The organism is Kitasatospora sp. NPDC005751 (assembly GCF_040630835.1).
Classification (GTDB): Bacteria; Actinomycetota; Actinomycetes; order Streptomycetales; family Streptomycetaceae; genus Kitasatospora.
Map to the genome: position 1 here is coordinate 68,077 of NZ_JBEXYC010000014.1, position 18,772 is coordinate 86,848.

Consider the following 18,772-nt stretch of genomic DNA (forward strand, 5'->3'; position numbering starts at 1 on the left):
GGCCGTCGGGCTCGGGGGCGGCCGCTCCGGTGAGAGACTGCCGGCGTGACTGACCACGTGATCACGGACGGCCTCTACCGGGTGCGCAACGTCGGCAGCGGGCTGCTGCTGGAGGTCGCCGACGGGAGCCGCCGCAGCGGTGCCAAGGTCGTCCTCGGAGCGGAGAGCGGCTCCGAGGCCCAGCTCTGGCGGTTCGGCGCCGTCCACCCGGGTGGCGCCCTGTACCACGTCGAGAACGCCGCCAGCGGGAAGCGCCTGGACGTCACCGGTGCCTCGCCGGAGGACGGCGTCCTGATCCAGCAGTGGTCGCCCAACGCCTTCGGGGCGCAGGAATGGCTCCTCGAACACCACCTCGACGCTCCGGGCACCTACACCCTGACCAGCTTCATCAGCGGCAAGCCGCTCACCGCCACCACCCCCGGCAGTCCGGTCGAACAGCGCGAGGACGACGACTCGCCCGCGCAGTGGTGGCGCCTGGAGCGCCAGAGGTAGGGGGTGCCCCGCGGGCCGCGGCGGGGCGGCCCGCGGGCCCGGTCAGGCCGAGAGGTTGGTCCGGAGGGCGGTCAGCTCCTCGTCGGTGGTGCCGTGGGCGCGCAGGTAGTCGGCGACGGAGCCGTGCCGGGCCCGGATCCAGCTGAGGGACGAGGCCAGGAGCGGGGTGGAGATCGGGCGGGAGACGCGTTCGGTGCCGGTCTCGTCGAGGTAGGGGGTCGGGCCGTCGAGCAGGCCGAGGCCGGCGTTGGAGAGCAGGAAGTCGGCCATCAGCTCGGCGTCGGAGGCGCCCAGCAGGGACTGCACGACCGCGATGGTCAGACCGGTGCGGTCCTTGCCGACGGCGCAGTGCACGACGGCCGGTACGCCGCCGGGGGTACCGAGCCGGCGGATCGCGGCGACCAGCGAGGGGCCGGCGGTCTCGGCCATGAAGGGGTAGAGCTCGGCCTGGTCCTCGGGCCACGGACGGTCGATGTCCTCGCGGTTCGCCGGGAGGGTGGGGAGGCTGAGCGCCTCGTGGTCGAGCCCGAACCGCAGGTCGGGCCAGGTCGCCAGCTCGAAGGGGCTGCGCAGGTCGATCACGGTGCGCAGGCCGAGGTCCTTGAGCCGCTGGGCGCCCTCCGGCGTGAGGTTGTGGAAGGAGCCGGAGCGGTAGAGCACGCCCGTGCGCAGGGCACCGACGCCCCCGGCGTCGCGGAAGTTGCGCACACCGGGGATGTCGAGGAACGCGGACGGCAGGTCGGGTTCACGGTCCGGCAGGTCGTCGGTCATGGCCTCCACCGTACGGGCGGGAGAGGCGGCCGGGGAAGGAAACGGACGGCGTCGTCTCAGCGGCCGCCGGAGACGTCCAGGAAGGTGCCCGTGCTGTACGAGGCGGCGGGGGAGAGCAGGTAGAGGATCGCCTCGGCGACCTCCTCCGGCCGCCCGCCCCGCCGCATCGGCAGCCCGGGCGCGACCCGGTCCACCCGGCCGGGCTCACCGCCCAGGGCGTGGATGTCGGTGTGGATCAGGCCGGGGCGCACGGCGTTGACCCGGATGCCCTCGGCGGCGACCTCCAGGGCGAGTCCGCGGGTCATCGAGTCGACGGCGCCCTTGGCGGCCGCGTAGTCCACGTACTCGTTCGGCGAGCCGAGCCGGGAGGCGGCGGAGGAGACGTTGACGATGGCGCCGCCGCGCCCGCCGTACCGGGTGGACATCCGGCGGACGGCCTGCTTCGCGCAGAGGAACGGGCCGGTGATGTTGGAGGCCCAGATCCGGTTCAGCCGGTCCTCGTCGATCTCCTCCAGCCGGCACTGCTTCTCCAGCGTGCCGGCGTTGTTCACCAGGGCGGTGAGCGGGCCCAGTTCGGCGTCCACGGTGGCGAACAGCCGCTCCACCTCGGCGGTCCGGGTGACGTCGGCCCGGACGGCGAGAGCGGTACCGCCCCCGGCCCGGACGGCGTCCACCACGGCGGTGGCGGCGGCCTCGTCGGCGCGGTAGTTGACGCAGACCCGGTAGCCGCGCCGCCCGGCCAGCAGGGCGGTGGCCGCGCCGATGCCGCGCCCGGCACCGGTGACCAGGAGGACCTCGGGGCGGTCGGCGGCGGCGGGAGGAAGGGAGGAGTCCATGGTCCGCACGCTACCCCGGTGGCCGGCGGGAGCGGCCGACACCGGTTCGGGGCACCGGAATTCGTTCGCCCCGAGCGGCCCGGGCGGGGCACACTCCTGGGACCGCCGCGACCCCCGAGGAGACCTCATGCCCCCCGCACCCGGCACCGTCCTGCTCGCGGGCGTGGTCGGCTCGACCGCGTACGGCTTCGCGCACGCCGGCTCGGACGTCGACCGGCTCGGCCTGTTCGCCGCGCCGACCGAGGACTTCCACGGCCTGCACCGCCCGGCGGAGTCCCAGGTCACCACCGAGCCCGACACCACCCTGCACGAGGCCGCCAAGTGGTGCCGCCTGGCGCTCACCTGCAATCCGACCGCCTCCGAACTGGTCTGGCTGCCGGCGGACCTGTACGAGGTGCGCAGCACGCTGGGCGAGGAGCTGATCGCGATCCGCGGCTCCTTCCTGAGCGCCACGGCCGTCCGGAACTCCTATCTCGGCTACGCCGACCAGCAGTTCCGCAAGCTGCTCGGCCGTGATACGGCGGACCCGGCCGGTCTCCGCCGGGCCGCCAAGCACGCCCGCCACCTGGTCCGGCTCACCGAGCAGGGCGTCCGGCTCCACGAGACGGGCGAGAACGTCGTCCGGCTGCCCGACCCGGAGCGGGTGCGCGCGCTCGGCGACCGCATCGCCGAACACCCCGCCGCCGCCGAGCCGCTGCTCGCCGCCGCCGCCGAACGCTTCGCCCGCCCCGGCGCCCTCCCCCCGGCGCCGGACCCGCGCCCCGCCGAGGCCTGGCTCCGCCGCGTCCGCGCCGCCCACTACACCCCGCCCGCCCAGGACACCCCGCTCGTCCGCACCCCACCCGTCCCGGCCGCCCGCTGAGCCCGGCGCGTCCGCACAATCCACTGGCGGAGGCGTGGGCGCCAACGGGTAGGATCGCCCTGGCCCGCCCCGCACGGGGCGGCCGACGGGCCGCTAGCTCAATTGGCAGAGCTGCGGACTTTTAATCCGTAGGTTCAGGGTTCGAGCCCCTGGCGGCCCACCAACGGTGAAGGGGCCTCGACCAGCAAGTTAGCTGCTGGTCGAGGCCCCTTCGTCTTCGTTTTGCCCGCTCAGGTGGTTATCTGCTGGCGCGCTGCTGGCCCGACAGCTCCGGCGTGTGAGCTCCTGCCTCGGCTTGGCCCTCAGCGGTCCCGGGGCTGGTATCCGTCGAGGTCGGCACCTTCTGCCGGTCGATCCACATCTCGGCCAGCGCCTGGTTCGCGAACCAGTAGACGTTGGCCAGGCCGGGCTGTTCGAGCCTGTGGTCATGCTTGTGGTCCCATACTCCGTGGCCGCCGTCGGGCAGGGCGTACGGCGTGAACCTCTCGCTCACTGCGCCGCCTCCCTGTGGAACCAGCGGGAGCACGAGCAGCCGGAGACCATGCAGAGGCACACCAGGACGATGGCGCGCGCCTCGTCCCAGATGCCGCCGGGGCAACCGTGGTGCGCGTTCAGCTGGCACTCGGCCGAGATGTAGCGGCCTCCTCGCCGGGTGTCGAGGTGGATCACGATGTCGGTCCGCGAGTCGGGCCGGGAGGGCGCGGTGGTCATCGTGCACCGTCCCCGGCGCACGTCGCGCACGCGGTCACGGCCCAGCCGAGCGGGGCCATGCCGACGCAGGACACCGTGTAGACGTGGCCGTCCGGCCGAAGGGGTCCCGAGGCGCCGCATCGCCGGCACCTCAGTCCGTGCAGCTGATCTGATGTCAGGCCGGCCGCCGAGGGGAAGCCCCCGGGCAGGCGGGCCGGTGAAGCCGCTGTATCCGCCATGACCAGCACCGTAAGAGCCGAGATTGCTCGAAGCGGCGCGGATTGCTCGGGATTTCTCCTACGGCCCGGCGGGGTTCTGCCGGTTGCTCACGTCGGGCTCAGCGAGGATCGAGCGCGAGCGATCAGCCGGTGCGCGGTCGGCCCGTACACCGCGGCCGCGTGCAGCTTCCCCCAGACCTTTCGGTACAGCTCGATGTCCGCGACGTCGTCGAGCCACATCTCGGTGTTCCACGTCTCCACTATCGCGAGCCGGTCGTCGAAGATCCAAAACCCGTGCTTCGGGATCACGGACACCGGTGCGCCGAGCGGAACGACCCCGAGCTCGACGTTGTCGAGGCCGAGCAGACCGCCGAGCCGGTCGAGCTGGGCCGCAAGGATCTCCGGGGGGCAGATCTGCACGTACAGCGCGGCCTCGGCCAGGATGAAGCGGAACCGCTTGCCCGGCTGGTAGAGGACGTCCTGGCGGCGCATACGGGCCCGAACGCCCTCCTCGATGTCCCGGGGGCTGTCGTGCAGGTCGGTCGCGTGGGTGAGGACGTGGCGAGCGTACTCGGCGATCTGGAAGAGGCCCGGAACGATACCGGGCTCGTAGCCGGTCGTCACTGCGGTCTCCCGGCTGTGGGACACCCCCGCCTCTTGGCGCGCGCGGTGGCCGCCGGCGAGAAGCCGCTTCCACGTCCGGTAGCGGGACTCCAGTCCCTGGAGCCGGCCTTTCAACTCGCCGGCCGACTCCGGCTGGCCCACAGCCTCGGCCCACGCTTGCAGGTCCGTCGGCGTGGCCGTCTGCTTGCCGTTCTCCAGCTTCGAGACCTTCGACGGCGGCCAGCCCAACCGGACGGCCAGGTCGCGGCCGTTGATGCCGGCCTCGGTGCGCAGCTCGCGCAGCCGCGCACCGAGGGACATCCGCGCCTGCTGAAAGTCGGTGCTCACACGCCGGAGAGTACCCGCGCGGCGTAGTCGCGCGTCGGGACAGCGAAGTGCCATGCGGCGTCGCGGGCTTGGCAGGCGGCGAGGACCTCGGACGGGTCCTCGGTGATCTCGACGCCGAGCGTGTTGTCGTCCGCGTCGAAGTGGAAGCGGACCAGAGTGCGGGAGTCGAACAGCCAGAAGTCGAAGTCGGGCAGGGCGAGCCGCTCGGCCGCCGCCCGCGGCAGGTTGCGGATGTCCTCGCCGGCTTCCACGTTGCCGAGCCCGGAGGCGAGCAGGAACCGCTGTCCGAGGGTGGGTGGGTCGTCGACCAGGCGGACGCGCTCGAAGCGCTTGCCGGCGGCCGTCTGGCGGCGCACGTTGGTGTGCCATGGGTTGTCGGCTTCGAAGGGCAGCGGCTCGCCGCGCTGGAACCGCTCGTACCGCTCGGTGCCCACGTCGACCGCGTAGCCGCGACGGGTCTCCAACCGGAACGCGGTGTGCCCGAAGTCGTTGAAGAAGTGGGTGATCGCCTCGAAGGGCTGGACGCTGGCCACCGGTCTACTCCTTGGGCGCGAAGCGGGACAACAGGGCACGGGGGACGACGACGAACGTCTCTCCAGGCAGCACGTCACGCAGTTGGGCAAGCGCCTCGGGATCGGTCAGCCGGTCGCCCTGGACGACGATGTCGCCGTTCTCGGTCTCGTACAGGGTCGGGCAGTTGCCGCTGTCGCTGGTGCTGCCGAGGAACGTCAGCTTCATGGTGCTCGCCTCTCTGCAGGGTGAGGCTCCAGGATGCCGTTCGGACCGCGTTCTGGGGTCGGAACGCACGAAGCGCCCCCGCCCGGCACGTGGCCGGGCAGGGGCGTGGTCGTTCAGTGGTCGTCGTCGGGAGGGTGGTCGGGCCGGTCGCGCTGGGCGTCCGTGATCAGGAACGCCCGCTGAATCATCGCCACCCCCAGGGCCACCTGCAGCACAGTGCGGCCGACCCGCAGCACCATCGCCGTCGGACCCGTCGGCCAGATACTCATCAGCACCGTGTACGCGCCCAGCAGGCCCACGGCCACGGTCACGGCCATGATGTGACGGCCGATCCGGGTCTGACGCCACGGCGCCCGCCGGTGGTAGACCACCGCGGCCGTCACCGACGCCGACGCCAGCACCACGCTGGCCGACCAGTTCGCCCACTGATCAGGACCCATATCGATCATCCGTGACCCCCTTCCAGACTGAGCCGGATTCGCTCAGCGAAGTGGTTCTCCCGGCGGCACTCACGTAGCCGCTCAGCAGTCTCAGCTACCTCCTCCGCCCGGGCCCGTCCCTCCTCACACGCCTGCTCCGCACGGCGCAGAGCCTCCACCGCCTCGCGCTGCCCCGGGGTGGGTCGAGGGTGCTGGCGGACCAGCGACACCCTGCTACGTCTGCGGAGCCAGGCCGGAATCCAGGGCATCGCTCACCCCCTCGACCATGGCCTTGGGGCTTGGCAGGGCGCGCATCAAATGCTCGGTCGTCCGGGCGACCTCCAGCAGCTCGCGAACACTGTCCTGGTCGAGATGCCGGGCCTCCTCGCTCGTCGCGTGCGCGGCCTTCCACGAGTCCCGTTCCGCACGGAGCTCCGCGAGTTGGGCGTCCCGGTCCGCCCGAACGTCCTCCAGGACGGAACGGGGCACCAGTCGGCCGACGAGTATCAGCATCACGACCGCGGACAGGATCGCCGCCGCACCGCCCTGCACGACCAAGCCGGACGTCAGATCACCCACCGTACGGATCGGCGGGAACGGAAGTCAGCGACGGCAGCGGGGCCTTCGCCGGGACCGGTGCAGTCACCTGGGTGCGCGTCCACATCGCCACTGCGGCCGTCGCGACGAGCATGGTGGCGGCCTGCTGCTCGGCCGTCCAGTGGAAGCCGAAACCGATCAGCAGGGAGCCGGCGGCCTGTATCAGGCCGAGGATCGCGGCGCCGAGGCCGTCATGAACGATCACCGCGATGACGATCGCGACGACCATCGCCGCCGCGCTGTTGATCCCCGCCTGCTGGCCGGTGGTCAGGTCGACCCCGAAGCCAGGCAGCGCGTTGACGAGAGCGGCCACGAAGGCCAGCAGCAGGGCCGGTTCGCGGCCGAAGATGCGAGGCATCAGGACTCCTTCGGGGAAGTTGCGGGGGCGACGGTGACGGTGACGTGGAGGGTGCCGTCGGCGAGGGCCTGCTGCACCTCGGCCGGGGTGAGCGCGGCAGCCGCGATCGCGGCCATGACCTGTGCGTTCCAGACGTTGCCCCAGACGAGCGGCCAGTACGCGGACTGCTCGGCCGCGTAGGTCACGCTGCCGTCGGGCTGCAGGCGGGGAACCGGAACCTGATGCTCCCACACCTGGTTGGGGAGGGCGTCGAGCCGGGGGCCGAGCTTGTAGTCGACGGCGTAGGCGATCGCGTCGCGAGTCTTCTGATCACCGACGGCGCTGGCCACAGCCGCGCTGATCCGCGCGACATCGGCATCGCTGATGGGCATGTCGTCCTCCTCGGACGGGGCAGGCGCCGGGGCCGGCGCAGGCTTGGGGGTGGGCGGGATCTGGCCGGCGGCGGCCGCGCTGATCCCCGGCATGATGACGTCGTGGAACTGCTGCACCCGAGCGTCACCAGGGCAGGCGGTCCCGCCGTCCGACCACTCCGGGAACAGCCGGTGGTAGCCGAACCCCGGGTCAGTGGCGCTGCGGCACACCCGCAGCGGGATGCCGTGCTGCTGATGCAGCCACACCCCGAGGCGGATGATCACCGCGACCTGCTCCGGGGTCCACGGGTCGGTGTGCTGGAGGTTCGACGCGGACTCCAGCGACACAGCGCCCGTGCCGTCCGACCTGCGGTTCGCGTACATGTTCGCGTCGGCCCTGGTCTGCGTACCGATGAACTGGGCGAGCGACCCGTCGTAGCCGAGCCCGAAGTGCGACTCCAGGTTCGTCGAGTCCCGCCAGTACTCGTAGATCCGGCCGGGCGTCCACGGCGCTGCGATGCTGTGCAGGATGAACTGCGTCGGAGCGATCGCGGCCTGCGAGTCCGATTCGGGTTGGAGCTCCAGCTTCTGGGCCTCGGGGTACCAGGCCATGGGGCCTCCAGGTGTGTGAGCCCCGGGCCGGCGGCGCGGGGCGGGTGGTCAGGCGAGCGGGACTTCCTGGTCGAGGCAGTCGACGGTGAAAGCGCTGTAGTGGCGCATGGCGACCTGCTGGCCGACGGCGGCGAAGGCCATGCCGATCTGGCGGGGGTCGCGGATGCCGCCGATGTACTGGCCGGTCTGGTACGGCCAGCCCGGGATGTCGTCGGCGCTGGTGATGGCGTAGACGACCCATTCGCCGGGGTCCTGGGACGGGCGGGCGAGGGCGAGGAGCCACAGTTCGCCGGGGATCTGCGGGGATCCGGCCGACGGCGAGGACAGCTGTCCGGCCCGACCGGCCCGGAACTCCTCGGCGGCGAGCGGGGCGAGGCGCTCGGTGAGCTGCTGCGGGTTGTCGGCCCGCAGGGTGGTGAGGGTGCGCAAGAGGAGCTCCTAGTCGATGGCGCGGATGTGCTGGACCTGGGCGTGGACGGCGCCGGTTCCGGAGGTGCGGACGGCCTCGATCCCGATCTGGTACTGGTCGCCGATGGCGATGGCGGCCGGCAGGGCGGCGGTGATGTCGAGGGTGGTGCCCGCGGTCACCGCCGTCCCCCAGGGGGATCCGTTGATGGAGACCCGGACGGTGCCGGTGGACCCGCCGGAGGTGGTGGTCGCCGCGACGATCCGCAGCCGCTGCTTCCAGGCGACGTTGTAGCTGCGGGAGATGGCCGCGTACGAGGTGCTGCCCGTCTGCGGCCACTGCGTGATGTCGGTGGCCGCCGGGGCGAGCAGGGCGTCCGCGGCGGACATGTCCGGGGAGTGGGCGCGCAGCTGGGCGATGACGTCGCGGATCTCGGCGATCGCGCGGGCCATCCACGACGAGTCGTGGGGCAGTTGGTCGGTGCGGATGGTCACGCGTCCTCCAGCAGGATTGGGGAGAGTCGGTCTGCGCCGGGGTCGAGCGACCACGCGTACGCGCGGGCGACGACGTCCACGCCGGCCGGGTGCCGGGGCGACGTCGAGGGTGCGACGGCCAGGCGCACGCTGTCGCCCAGGCCCCAGGCGGTGCCGAGGCGCGGCGCCTGCGAGGCGACGGCGGACAGGGACCAGGACCGGCTGCCGGTGCCCATCAGGTCGATCGCCTCGTCGGCGTGCCGCTCCAGCAGGGAGGCGTCGGTGATGCCCTGCGCGGGCGTCCACCGGTGCTCCCACAGCGGCCAGCCGGCCGCCAGCAGGGTGTCCGCGGTGTGGACGTCGCTGGTGGCGCGCACCCCGTCGGCGCGGTCGCCGCGAGCGATGACGCTGGTGGCGCCGCGGCCGCGTTCGTAGGACTCCGAGAGCTCGTACTCGGCGACGCAGCCCGGCATGTCGAAGACGGCCTCGGGCGAGGTGTTCTGCACGCCGATGGTCGGCCGGATGCGCAGGACGAGCCTGAACCGGGACTGCGCGGCGTCCGCCCAGATGGTGTCGATGGTCCACTCGGGGGCGCCGGCCATGCCGGCGATCTCCTGCAAGTAGGACAGGCAGGTCTTGTCGTCGGCGTCGAGGGCGGTGTAGTCGATGGCCGTGCCGCTCGCGGTGACGTCCAGGTCGAGCGGCAGTCCCTGGGTGAGCACCGGGGTGGCGAGGGCGGCCATGACGGTGGACTGGTCAGTCGCGGTGACGCTGTAGTCGCCCGGGTAGCGCCGGTCGAGGTAGGCCTCGGCAGTCGCGCACCCGAGCTTCAGGATCTCGGACGATCCGCCTTGGCGGGGCAGGGTGAGGCCGGACCAGACCGGCAGGCCGGTGGTGCTGTCGACCGCGACGAGCATGGTGCGCCCCGGGTCGGTCGCCGCCTCCCACTCGCGGGGCGCGCCCGCAAGGGCCAGTTCGAGACTGGCCGACGTGCTCGCCCCCAGACGCCGCTGGAGGGCCTGGCCGGGGCGCAGCGAGGGGAGTTCCTCGGCGATCGCCCCGGTCCGCAGATCCGCTCCGAACCAGACGAGCTCCAGGGCTGTCACGTCGCGGCCTCGTAGGTGATGTTCCAGTGCAGGCGCGAGTTCGACGAGGTGGTGACCGGTGAGGTGTTGCTGACGTTGGTGAAGTAGTACGACGTGATCACCTTCGAGGTGAAGCCGACCGTCGTGCCACCGCCTTGGACTTCGACCAGGCCCACGTACTCGTTGTCGAACAGGTTCACGTAGTCGGCCGAGCCGATCATGGTGATGCCGTTACTCGCCGCGGCGACCGGAAGCGTCATCTGCCAGGTACCGCTGCCGCCCGACGTCGTCGAGCCGACCGTCAGCGAACCCATCCAGGTGATGCTGCGCCCGACCCGTGTCCAGCGGGTGACGAGCGTGCCGTTGCCCAGGGTGGGGTTGGTCGTGCTGGCGGTCCAGGTCGGCGAGAACGAGGACCAGTCGCCCTGCGCGACCCAGGCGGTCCCGGTCCAGTACTCGGGCACCATACGGACGGTGTTGAACCGGGCCTGCCCGACGTAGACGCCGCTGATGGCGATGTCCGCCGTGCTGGAGACCGGCAGGACACCGCCCGGAGCGACGGTGACCTGCCGGACCGTGCTGGAGACGGTGGCCGCACCGGTGCCGCCGCCGCCCGTGGATGGCACCGTGATGGTGGCGAGCGGGATGTAGATCTCGGTGGCGCCCGGCGTCGGCGCGGCCGGCGACGCCGAGGCGGTGCCGGCCAGGTAGACCGTGTCCGCCTTCCGCAGGCCGGAGGCGTCGACCGCGGTGTCCCACACGCGCAGGTACACCAGGTCGATTCGGCTGAAGCTGGCGTTCGCGGCGGTCAGCGTGCCCGGGCTGGTGGCGGCGAGCTGCGCCCGGTAGACGCCCTGGCCGGACCGGTACAGCACTGCGGTACCCGCCGAGACGTTGACGGTGGTTCCGGCCAAGCTGACGGCGAGGCCCGGGTCACCGGCGCGGATGCCGGGCCGGGAGCCGAGGGCGGTGCCGTCGGCCATGACGAGCGCGCTGTCCATCTTGCGCAGCTCGGTCTCGTCGTAGCTGATCGAGGGGAGCCAGAGCGGATCGGTGGCAACCACGGGCGGGCTCCTTCACATCCAGGCCGAGCGGCAGGTGCCGGTCAGCGTCGCGGCGGGGTCGGACGAACTGGCGGTCCACTGGACCGTGACGGTCTGTCCGGGCGGGATCTCCGGCCACGAGCCGGAGAGGTAGCGGCGCCGCGAGACGGTGCCGTTGAGCGTGACCGCGCGGGCGTCCGCGTCGATGAGCAGGCTGTCGCCGGCCACGAGGGTGTCCGAGTAGGCGAGCTGCTGCACCGTCGAGTTCGGGTACTGCACGAGGATCACCGGCGCGGTCACCGGGCCGGTGATCGTGAATCGGGGCCGGGTGCCGATCGTGCCCGCGTTCGTCAGCGTGATCGAGCCGGAGCTCGACCCGGCCGTGATCGTCAGCGGCATCGTCAGCGGCAGCGTCAGACCGCCCGAGGACACCGGCAGCGCGGTGGAGACGGACTGCAGGGTGGTGGAGTAGCGGCGCGGGTCCGCCGCCGTCAGCATCACCGAGTAGCGGGCGACCCGGTCCGTCTCCGGATCCCACAGCGGCTCGCCGCTGCGCCGCACGGTGCACTGCTTGGGGATGGTCTCGGCGACGACGAGGATGGTGTCGGTCGTCGCGGCTGCCGCGAAGAGCTGCTCGGCGGCCGCGTCGAGGGTGGATAGGTCCGGCGCGGTGACCGTACCCGCCAGGGTGATGACGCGGGCGCCCAGGTAGGTCTTCCCGGCCCAGGCGCCGTGGTCGGCTTCGCGGTCGGTGTACTGGGTTCGGACGGCCGACCCGGACCAGCCCTTGAGGCCGTCCTTGCCGATCGCCCAGGCGACTCCTGCGGCGTCCGCCACCCCCAGCTGCAGCGAGCCGAGGGTGACGGTCTTCCCGCCGAGGACCTGGCCGGGGACGTATCCCACGGCACACCTCCTCTCAGGCGAAGTGCTCCATGTGGCGTTGCAGGTCGGCCATCTGCTCGGCCGAGCTCTGCTTGGCGCCGTGCAGGTGGATGACGGTCGGACCGCTGCTGGCGTCCGTGGCCGGGGACTGCGCGGGTGCGCTGCCGATCTGCCGGGCCGGGATCAGGTCGCGGGCGGTCGGTCCGGCCGGGATGAGCTGTTGGCCGAAGATCCCGGCGACCTCGTCGAGGAGGGCGAGGCTGCGGCCCCGCTTTCCGGGTGACAGGGGGATGTAGGCCTCCGGTCCGGCCTCGGCCCACAGGATCGGCCGCCGGGAGATGCCGGCCTGCCGGGTCGACAGTCCGTCGGCTGCCGCCCGAATGCCGCCGTTGGCGTATCGGATGACGGAGCCGTTGGCTTGCTCGTTCGGCCTGCTTCCCGCCAGGTGGAGGCCGGCGGGGAAGTTCGCGACGATGTCGACGGCCACGGCCCGGCCCCGGATGCCGTTGATCGCTTGCTGGATGCTGCGGGTGCCGTCGAAGGCGTCGCCCGGCGGCACCGTGACCTTGACCTGCCCGTTCGGCAGCTTCTCGACCGCGTAGCCGATCGCCTTGAGGTCCTGGAGGGCGTCCGCTGTGGGGGCGGTGACGACGATGCTCTTGCCCGGCGGCACGGCGGCCAGCTTGTCGCGGAGCACCTCCAGGTCCCCGATGGTCTGGAGGGCGCCCGGGTCGGTGACCCGGGTCTCCTTGACCGGCGGCAGGGTGGCGTAGGAGACGGTGAGCTGGTCGATCTGCTGCTGGGTGAAGCCAGCCTGCCGCATCGTCGCCTTGAGCGCTTCGACGTTTCGGCCGAAGGCGATGCTGCCAGCCTCGACCTCGCCGGTCTGGTCCGCGACGGCCTTGGCGTGCGCGGTCGCCGCCTCGGCGGCGCCGAGCACTGCGGCCTTGACCGCGCGCCCCTTCTCCGTCGTGATGTCGAGCGCGACCCCGTTCTCCTTGACCGCGTCGCGTAGGCCCTGGAGATCGGACTGGAACGCGAGCGCGCTCTGGGCCACCGAGATGTTCGTGCCGTTGAGCCCGGCGAGGGTCTTCGACAACTGGTCAGCCGCCGTCTCGGTCTTCTTCAGGTCGCCGCCGGCGTCCTCCGCAGCGTCGCCGAGCGTCTTGGTGCCCAGGGCGGCCTTGCCGCTGGCCTCGCCCTCCTGCGCGATCGCGGCCGCCGCGTCCGCTACGGCGCCCTTGGTGGTGTCCACGGAGGACTTCAGCAGGTCCAGCTTCCCGGTGTACCCCTCGACGTGCCGGCTGCCCTTGAAGATCTCGCCGCTGGAGGCGTTGACCTGAGCCTGGACCTCCTTCCACGCCTCGCTGCTGCCGAGTGCCGCGTCCGTCAGGTCGTGCAGGTTGACGCCGAGCTCCTTGGCCGCCGCCATCGCCCCTGACTTTTGCAGGGCGTTGACGGCGTACGCGCGCGTGTTTGCGCCGACGATGCCGGAATCCTGCTTGACCGCTGCGGACAGCCCTTCCACGTCGATCTTGGCGGTCTTGTGGCTGCTGGAGAACAGCATCATCGCGGCGACGGCACCGCCAACGGCTAGGCCCCAGGGGCCGAACAGGAAGCTCGACGTCGCGCTGGCCGCGGCCGCCAGCCGGGGCATGGTGACTGCCAGTTCGACCAGGGCAGTGCGGAAGGCGGCGATGCGCGGCAGCGCGAGGACGAAGCCCCCGACGGCGAGCGCCAGGATGCCGGTGATGCCGGCCACCGCGGTGACGCTCTCCTTCACCGGACCGGGCAGGCTGCTGTACGCGTCGATCAGGTAGGTGACCCCCTTGGCCATGTCGCGAAGGACCGAGGTGGCGCCGCCGCCGGACTCGATCAACGCGGTCTCCAGGGCCCCCTTGAGCCGCTCCAGGTCGCCGACCAAGTTGTCGGTCTGCTGGGCGGCGGTGCGGGTCGCGAATCCTTGGTCGTCGACCGCGCCGATCCACCCACGAACCTGCTGCTCGCCCGCCTTGTAAAGAATTGTCGCAGCCCGGACGGCGTCGCTCCCGAAAATTACGCCGAGCGCGGCATTCCTGGCCTCAGGAGTGAGATCGCCGAAAGCATCAGCCATTCGTCGGGAAAGCTCAGTAATGCCGACGAATTGCCCCTTTGCGTCATAGGCGCTCAGGCCGACCTGCCGCATCATTGCAGCTGACTCGGCGCTTTGGGGCGTCAACCTTTGCAACATAACCTTGAAGCTGGTGCCCGCATCGGACCCGGTTAGGGAATTTTGCGCAAAGAGAGAGAGTACGCCGACAGTGTCTTCCAGGGTAAGGCCGGTCTGCTGGGCGACCAGCGCACTCATCCTGAATGCATATCCCATGTCGTGGACATTTGTCGCCGATTTTCCTGCACCGGCGGAAATCACATCAGCGATATGCCCAACCTGGGCGCCGCGCAAATTGAAAGCGTTCATGGCCTGGGCTGCGATTACGGCGCTCTCGCTGAGCGACAGCTGACCGGACGCCGCGAGGTCCAGCGCGCCGCGTAGGGCGCCGCCGACGATGTCGGCCGTCGAGATGCCCGCTCGGGCTAGTTCGACCTCGGCGTCCGCTGCCTCGCGAGCGGAGAAGACGGTCGCCTTGCCGGCCTCCAGCGCCGACTTCCGGAGCGCGTCCAGTTCCTTGCCAGTCGCGCCGGATGCCGCCCCCACGATGCTCATCGACTGCTCGAAGCGCGCCGCCGCCACCACGGCGGCGGCGAACACGGCCAGCAGCGCCACGCCGCCCATACGGACGGCCTTCCACGCAGCCTCCGACCTCTCCGCCGAGCCGACCATCGCCGTGGCCGTGGCGGCGGCCTGGGCACGCATCGACGCGGTCCAGGCGGTGGTCGCCGCGCGCGTCCGGCCGAGCATGGTGGCCTGGGCGGCCGTTGCCTCAGCTGTCACCACTCCGACAGCGGCGGCCGCCTCGGCGACAGCCACTCGGGACGCGATGGACAGGCTGCTTGTCGCGGCGAGGCTGGTGGCCGTGACGGCGCCCGACGTCTGGGCGAGCGCCAGGGACGACCGGGTGCTCGCTGCCGTCACCTGCGCCATCGAGCTGGACGCGGCCGTGCTCGCGGCCCGGAACGCGGCCGGGATCTCGCTGGCGGCCAGGGCGACGCGCTGGGTGGCAGTCGCCGCCGGCTGGGCGGAGGCGGCGACCTCGCCCATCGACGACCGGGCGGTCGCTGCGAGCCGGCCGAGCGCCGCGCTGGCCTCCGCCGAGAGGTTGACCGCGGCAACGTCCGTCCGGGCCAGCGCCTGGGAAGCGCCGACCGCGGACGTCGAGATCTCACTGAGAGACCGGGACGCGGAGGTTCCGGCGGCCGCGAAGGTCGCGGGGATGTCTCCGGCCGAGGCGGCGACGCGCTGGGTTGCGGCGGCAGCGGCCTGGCTCGCCTCAGCGGTGACACGGGACGCGGAAACCGCCGCTGCTGCGGTGCGTTCGAACGCGGCCTGCTGGCTGCGCTGGGCTGCCGTCGCCGCCGCTGCGGTCTCCCCGAACGCGCTGTTGAAGGCACGTTCGGTCTGGTCCGCCGCCGCGGTCGCGGAGGCCGCGATGCGGCGGCTGTCCTGCTCGGCCTGCGTCGCACCACGCCGGTAGCCGCTGGTGTTGAGGTCGAGCCGAACGTTCACCGTACGGTCAGTCACGAGCGTCCTCCCTCCGTGTCACGCGCACCTGGGCGCCCCGGGTGTCCGCGCCGCCGTCCCGCCAACCGTCCAAGTGCCGGGCCGCCGTCGCGCAGGCATGACAGCGCAGCACCTCGGCCTGCCACGCTTCCTCCAGGTCGCCGTCGAGGGCGTCGGTCAGCGGGTGGCCGCAGCCGGTGCAGGTCTCTGCCTCGAGGGCGAGCAGGGCGAGGGCCCACGCTCGGTCGTCGTCGGTCCACAGGGGCTCACCCGGGCCGGGCAGCGGCCGGCCGAGGAAAACGCTGCGGGGCACGCCCCAGGCCCGGGCAGCCTCTACCTCTCGCCGGTGGAGGACCGAAGTGCGGAGGCGGCCAGTGAGAAAGGGACCGTGGTGGCCTCGTTGTTGACCTGCCAGGCAGCGAGTTCCAGCTGGTCGCGCTGGCCCTGGTTGAGGACCTCGGCGAGCTGCTCGTACTCCTCCGGTGTCATCTCCGGTTCGGCCAGGCATGCGGGGACGAGCGCGGGCGGCAGGGTGAGCGGGTTGTACAGCTCCTGGGCATGCCGGGGCGGGTGCAGAGCGAGGAGGTCGGACCAGGCCTTGGCGGGCAGGGCTCGGAGGGTGAAGTCCTGCGCGCTGTCGCGGATCCGGTCCTGGAGCTCGGCGATCTCTTCGGCGAGCGCCCGGCGCGGGTCCGGCTCGGCGAGGGATGCAGGCTGCCAGTCGGCCAGGGCGGCGAACTGGGCCTCCAGCTGGGCGATCCGGCCGGAGGCCTCGCCGTCGAGGTAGAGGGTGACCGTCGCGGTGCGCGGGCGGACCCGGGCGAGGATGTCGGCGGCCGTCGGCGAGGCCTTGGGCTGGGTGGCCATCAGGCGACCACCGCGTCCGGGGTCGCCTCTGCGGTGACCTTCATCGGCACCATGTACTTGGCGACCTCGTTGGCAGCCGGCGACTTGCGGGCGCGCTGGCCGCAGACGACCGGGTAGACCTCGACGGCCTGGCCGGTGGCGAACGCGGTGGCAACCGGGATGTCGCGGCGGACGACGAGGTAGCCGTGCGTGCCTCGGGTGAGGGTGGTGTACGGCAGTTGCTCGGTCGGCGTCGACCCGATCTTGAAGGTGATCTCCAGGTCCCACTTGACCCGGCCGACCTCCTCGGTGTCGGTGGTGCTGGCGAGACTGCCGGTGTCGACGCTGGCTGTGCTCGGGTCGACCTTGAGTCCGTCGGGGGTGATGCGGAGGGTGTAGTCGGGGGCGGCGTTGAGCTCGGCGGCGCCCGGTGCGCTCTGGCTGGAGAGCGACGCGCACCACACCACCTTCGTGAGGCCGTCGCTGATGAGGTCGGACACGGGAGACTCCTCGGGCATGAGAAGCGCCCCGGCCAACGGCACGGGGCGAGCGGGTCAAGGGGGTGGGAGCGCCTGGATCAGGAGCGGTAGGCCGCCACGGTGACCGTGGCGACGCCGGAGTAGGAGATCGCCGCGAGGCCGTCGGAGGGGTTGGTGTTGAGGTCGGCGTAGATCGGGATCTTCTTGGTCGCGGAGGCGGCGATGGTGACCGTGCGGTCGGCAGCGGCCAAGCCGCGAACGGTGGCGTAGGAGGGGATCGTGACGGTGATGCTGCTGCCGCCGCCGTTGGTCACCTCCACCCAGACGCGGTCGGCGACCGGGGCGACCTTGTCGCCGCCGGCGGACGCGGCGACGGGGGCTTCGAGGGTGCCGGCCGCGGCGAGTGCGACGGCGGTGAGTGTGGCCATGGGGCCCTCCAGATCAGTCGGGGATGGATCGGAGCCGGAGCTGGACCGGCAGGTGGTAGAGGGGCGGGGTGACGTCGTCGTCCCGCTGGAGCGGCGGGCCGCCGAGCTCCTCGGGCCGCCAGCAGGCGCGGCCGTCGACAGTGAGCGGCGGCGTCAGCGCGGCGCGGACCCGGTCGGCGGTGCCGATCGCGCCCTCGGGCGTGGTGGCCACGCAGGTCACTTGAAGCAGGATGTCCAGCGCGGTGCGCTCGTCGGCGAGCGACGCGGCCGAGGCCGCGCCGGGCCCCGGGTAGAGGACCGCGAAGGCCTTCGGCAGCGCGGTGCCGGCCGGGGCGCCGCCGAGGTACACCGGCAGAGGCACCGCGGCGAGCGCGGCCCGGATCGCCTCGACGTGCGGCAGGATGGCGGGTGCGGTCACAGCAGGCCCTCACCGAGTGCCTCGACCGCGGCGAGGAAGCGCGGCTCCTCGGCAAGCAGCGCCCTCCCGCCGTCGTTGTGGGGTGGGCTGTGCGCGGATCCGTACTCCAGAATCGCGCCGAGCGGTCCCTGCAGACCGCCCTTGTCCGGACCGATCACCGCGCCGGTGCCGGCGCCGGACGCGGTGGTGAGGTCGTAGCCGATGGTGCCGGAGTAGTGCGGCGCGTAACGGCCGCTGGACGAACGGGCGTTGTCCCTCCACCCGTTCTTGATGTTCAGGGCCCCCTTGGAGACGACTTGCCTGGCGTGGCGGTCGGCCTCGGCACCGGCCCGGGCGAGGTCGGCCACCAGGGCCTCCAGCCCGCTGATGTCCGCGCTCATGATCGGTCCTCCGTACTGAGTCGCCATGCCGTGGCCGTGGCCGATTCGCCGACCGAGGTGACCCACAGGGCCAGGCCGACGAGCCGGGCATCCGGGGACGCGACGACCTCGACCAGGTCGCCGGGCCCCGGCCGCTCGCCGCCGGCCGGGGCGGCCGACCACGGCAGCGCGACCTCGTACCGGCGAAGCACCACGGCCCGCTGTCCGGCCTGTACGTCCTCGCTCATGGCGTCGAAGGGCTTCACCCGGGCCCGGGCGCCGTCCAGGCCCCCGTACAGCACGCGGGCGTCCGGCTGGACGGTCGCGCCGGTCACTGGGTCGTAGACGTCGACGCCCGGGCGCACGAGCCGGACGGTGTCGAGCATGAGCTGCTCGTGCGCGTTGCGGCCCCAGGCGAGGAGAGAGCCGAGGTCGATCACGGGGTCACCGCCGGGGCGCCCGGCACGATGGTGAAGGCGGCCGTTCGGATCGGGCGAAGCGTCTCGACCTCATGCTCGGTCAGGTACAGCTCGCCGGCGGACCGGGCGCTGTCGACGGTGTACGAGTAGTCGTCGATCTGCTCGCTCCTCTTCCCGTCGGGGTTGCGGAGCACCCTCAGGACCATGGCCGCGCACACCGCTGTCGAGGCGTCGGTCGGCGTGGTCGCGTACCGGGGGAACCGGTCGAGGATGATCGCGGTCGCGTCGTGGAGCAGAGCGGCGGCCTGGCGGGTCTCGGTCGTGGTGAGGTCTCGACCGAGCCGGTCCGCCAGGTCCGCGAGCGTCGCCAGATCCGCCACGG

The 18,772-nt window shown here is 72.2% G+C and carries 27 protein-coding genes and 1 tRNA gene; 3 read left to right on the forward strand and 25 right to left on the reverse strand.

Annotated features, from left to right (window positions below; all coding sequences use genetic code 11):
• Nucleotides 1-45: 45 nt before the first annotated feature.
• Entirely contained in the window at nt 46-492 is a 447-nt protein-coding gene (locus ABZ497_RS16160) for an RICIN domain-containing protein (protein ID WP_359805566.1), read from the forward strand.
• Between the two features lie 42 nt (nt 493-534).
• Here the strand turns inward: ABZ497_RS16160 and ABZ497_RS16165 are convergent, their stop codons facing one another.
• Nucleotides 535-1,263: a tyrosine-protein phosphatase gene (locus ABZ497_RS16165; RefSeq protein WP_359805568.1), complete on the reverse strand. Its 729-nt coding sequence runs from the start codon at nt 1,261-1,263 to the stop codon at nt 535-537.
• Between the two features lie 56 nt (nt 1,264-1,319).
• Entirely contained in the window at nt 1,320-2,099 is a 780-nt protein-coding gene (locus ABZ497_RS16170) for an SDR family oxidoreductase (protein ID WP_359805570.1), read from the reverse strand.
• A gap of 127 nt (nt 2,100-2,226) precedes the next feature.
• Between ABZ497_RS16170 and ABZ497_RS16175 the strand changes: the two genes are divergently transcribed.
• The gene (locus ABZ497_RS16175) at nt 2,227-2,961 is read left to right on the forward strand and encodes a nucleotidyltransferase domain-containing protein (RefSeq protein ID WP_359805572.1); all 735 of its coding nucleotides are present in this window, start codon (nt 2,227-2,229) and stop codon (nt 2,959-2,961) included.
• A gap of 87 nt (nt 2,962-3,048) precedes the next feature.
• A tRNA-Lys gene (locus ABZ497_RS16180) sits at nt 3,049-3,124 on the forward strand.
• A gap of 75 nt (nt 3,125-3,199) precedes the next feature.
• Here ABZ497_RS16180 and ABZ497_RS16185 read toward each other — a convergent pair.
• From ABZ497_RS16185 to ABZ497_RS16295, 23 genes are all read right to left on the reverse strand, one after another.
• Entirely contained in the window at nt 3,200-3,454 is a 255-nt protein-coding gene (locus tag ABZ497_RS16185; protein WP_359805575.1) for a hypothetical protein, read from the reverse strand.
• The gene (locus tag ABZ497_RS16190) at nt 3,451-3,672 is read right to left on the reverse strand and encodes a hypothetical protein (RefSeq protein ID WP_359805576.1); all 222 of its coding nucleotides are present in this window, start codon (nt 3,670-3,672) and stop codon (nt 3,451-3,453) included. Before ABZ497_RS16190 ends, ABZ497_RS16185 begins: the two co-directional genes overlap by 4 nt.
• 305 nt (nt 3,673-3,977) lie before the next feature.
• Entirely contained in the window at nt 3,978-4,820 is an 843-nt protein-coding gene (locus tag ABZ497_RS16195; protein ID WP_359805578.1) for a helix-turn-helix transcriptional regulator, read from the reverse strand.
• Nucleotides 4,817-5,353, reverse strand: a complete 537-nt coding sequence (locus ABZ497_RS16200) for a DUF6879 family protein (protein ID WP_359805581.1) — start codon at nt 5,351-5,353, stop codon at nt 4,817-4,819. The genes ABZ497_RS16195 and ABZ497_RS16200 overlap by 4 nt, the downstream gene beginning before the upstream one ends.
• A gap of 4 nt (nt 5,354-5,357) precedes the next feature.
• A complete protein-coding gene (locus tag ABZ497_RS16205) occupies nt 5,358-5,558 on the reverse strand; it encodes a hypothetical protein (protein WP_359805583.1) in 201 nt (66 codons plus the stop codon).
• Between the two features lie 113 nt (nt 5,559-5,671).
• A complete protein-coding gene (locus ABZ497_RS16210; protein ID WP_359805586.1) occupies nt 5,672-5,998 on the reverse strand; it encodes a hypothetical protein in 327 nt (108 codons plus the stop codon).
• Nucleotides 5,999-6,211: 213 nt separating this feature from the next.
• On the reverse strand, nt 6,212-6,556 hold the full coding sequence (locus tag ABZ497_RS16215; protein WP_359805588.1) for a hypothetical protein: 345 nt from the start codon (nt 6,554-6,556) through the stop codon (nt 6,212-6,214).
• Nucleotides 6,549-6,932, reverse strand: coding sequence for a hypothetical protein (locus tag ABZ497_RS16220; protein ID WP_359805590.1), 384 nt, complete (start codon nt 6,930-6,932; stop codon nt 6,549-6,551). Before ABZ497_RS16220 ends, ABZ497_RS16215 begins: the two co-directional genes overlap by 8 nt.
• Entirely contained in the window at nt 6,932-7,894 is a 963-nt protein-coding gene (locus tag ABZ497_RS16225; RefSeq protein WP_359805592.1) for an N-acetylmuramoyl-L-alanine amidase, read from the reverse strand. The genes ABZ497_RS16220 and ABZ497_RS16225 overlap by 1 nt, the downstream gene beginning before the upstream one ends.
• 48 nt (nt 7,895-7,942) lie before the next feature.
• Nucleotides 7,943-8,323: a hypothetical protein gene (locus ABZ497_RS16230; protein WP_359805593.1), complete on the reverse strand. Its 381-nt coding sequence runs from the start codon at nt 8,321-8,323 to the stop codon at nt 7,943-7,945.
• Nucleotides 8,324-8,332: 9 nt separating this feature from the next.
• Complete coding sequence (locus ABZ497_RS16235) at nt 8,333-8,794, reverse strand: hypothetical protein (RefSeq protein WP_359805596.1); 462 nt, start codon at nt 8,792-8,794, stop codon at nt 8,333-8,335.
• Nucleotides 8,791-9,879 (reverse strand): hypothetical protein, encoded by a 1,089-nt coding sequence (locus tag ABZ497_RS16240; RefSeq protein ID WP_359805599.1) that lies wholly within the window; start codon nt 9,877-9,879, stop codon nt 8,791-8,793. Before ABZ497_RS16240 ends, ABZ497_RS16235 begins: the two co-directional genes overlap by 4 nt.
• A complete protein-coding gene (locus ABZ497_RS16245) occupies nt 9,876-10,922 on the reverse strand; it encodes a hypothetical protein (RefSeq protein ID WP_359805601.1) in 1,047 nt (348 codons plus the stop codon). Before ABZ497_RS16245 ends, ABZ497_RS16240 begins: the two co-directional genes overlap by 4 nt.
• Before the next feature lie 12 nt (nt 10,923-10,934).
• Nucleotides 10,935-11,804, reverse strand: a complete 870-nt coding sequence (locus ABZ497_RS16250; RefSeq protein WP_359805604.1) for a hypothetical protein — start codon at nt 11,802-11,804, stop codon at nt 10,935-10,937.
• Nucleotides 11,805-11,817: 13 nt separating this feature from the next.
• Nucleotides 11,818-15,462, reverse strand: coding sequence for a phage tail tape measure protein (locus ABZ497_RS16255; protein WP_359805607.1), 3,645 nt, complete (start codon nt 15,460-15,462; stop codon nt 11,818-11,820).
• Nucleotides 15,455-15,754, reverse strand: coding sequence for a hypothetical protein (locus ABZ497_RS16260; RefSeq protein ID WP_359805609.1), 300 nt, complete (start codon nt 15,752-15,754; stop codon nt 15,455-15,457). Before ABZ497_RS16260 ends, ABZ497_RS16255 begins: the two co-directional genes overlap by 8 nt.
• Before the next feature lie 20 nt (nt 15,755-15,774).
• Nucleotides 15,775-16,308, reverse strand: coding sequence for a hypothetical protein (locus tag ABZ497_RS16265; protein WP_359805612.1), 534 nt, complete (start codon nt 16,306-16,308; stop codon nt 15,775-15,777).
• Nucleotides 16,308-16,787: a hypothetical protein gene (locus tag ABZ497_RS16270; protein ID WP_359805615.1), complete on the reverse strand. Its 480-nt coding sequence runs from the start codon at nt 16,785-16,787 to the stop codon at nt 16,308-16,310. The genes ABZ497_RS16265 and ABZ497_RS16270 overlap by 1 nt, the downstream gene beginning before the upstream one ends.
• A 77-nt stretch (nt 16,788-16,864) precedes the next feature.
• Complete coding sequence (locus ABZ497_RS16275) at nt 16,865-17,194, reverse strand: hypothetical protein (protein WP_359805618.1); 330 nt, start codon at nt 17,192-17,194, stop codon at nt 16,865-16,867.
• 13 nt (nt 17,195-17,207) lie between these two features.
• Entirely contained in the window at nt 17,208-17,612 is a 405-nt protein-coding gene (locus ABZ497_RS16280; RefSeq protein ID WP_359805621.1) for a hypothetical protein, read from the reverse strand.
• A complete protein-coding gene (locus ABZ497_RS16285; RefSeq protein WP_359805623.1) occupies nt 17,609-17,992 on the reverse strand; it encodes a hypothetical protein in 384 nt (127 codons plus the stop codon). The genes ABZ497_RS16280 and ABZ497_RS16285 overlap by 4 nt, the downstream gene beginning before the upstream one ends.
• Nucleotides 17,989-18,411, reverse strand: coding sequence for a DUF6093 family protein (locus ABZ497_RS16290; RefSeq protein ID WP_359805626.1), 423 nt, complete (start codon nt 18,409-18,411; stop codon nt 17,989-17,991). The genes ABZ497_RS16285 and ABZ497_RS16290 overlap by 4 nt, the downstream gene beginning before the upstream one ends.
• Nucleotides 18,408-18,770: a Gp19/Gp15/Gp42 family protein gene (locus ABZ497_RS16295; protein WP_359805629.1), complete on the reverse strand. Its 363-nt coding sequence runs from the start codon at nt 18,768-18,770 to the stop codon at nt 18,408-18,410. Before ABZ497_RS16295 ends, ABZ497_RS16290 begins: the two co-directional genes overlap by 4 nt.
• Between the last annotated feature and the right edge of the window lie 2 nt (nt 18,771-18,772).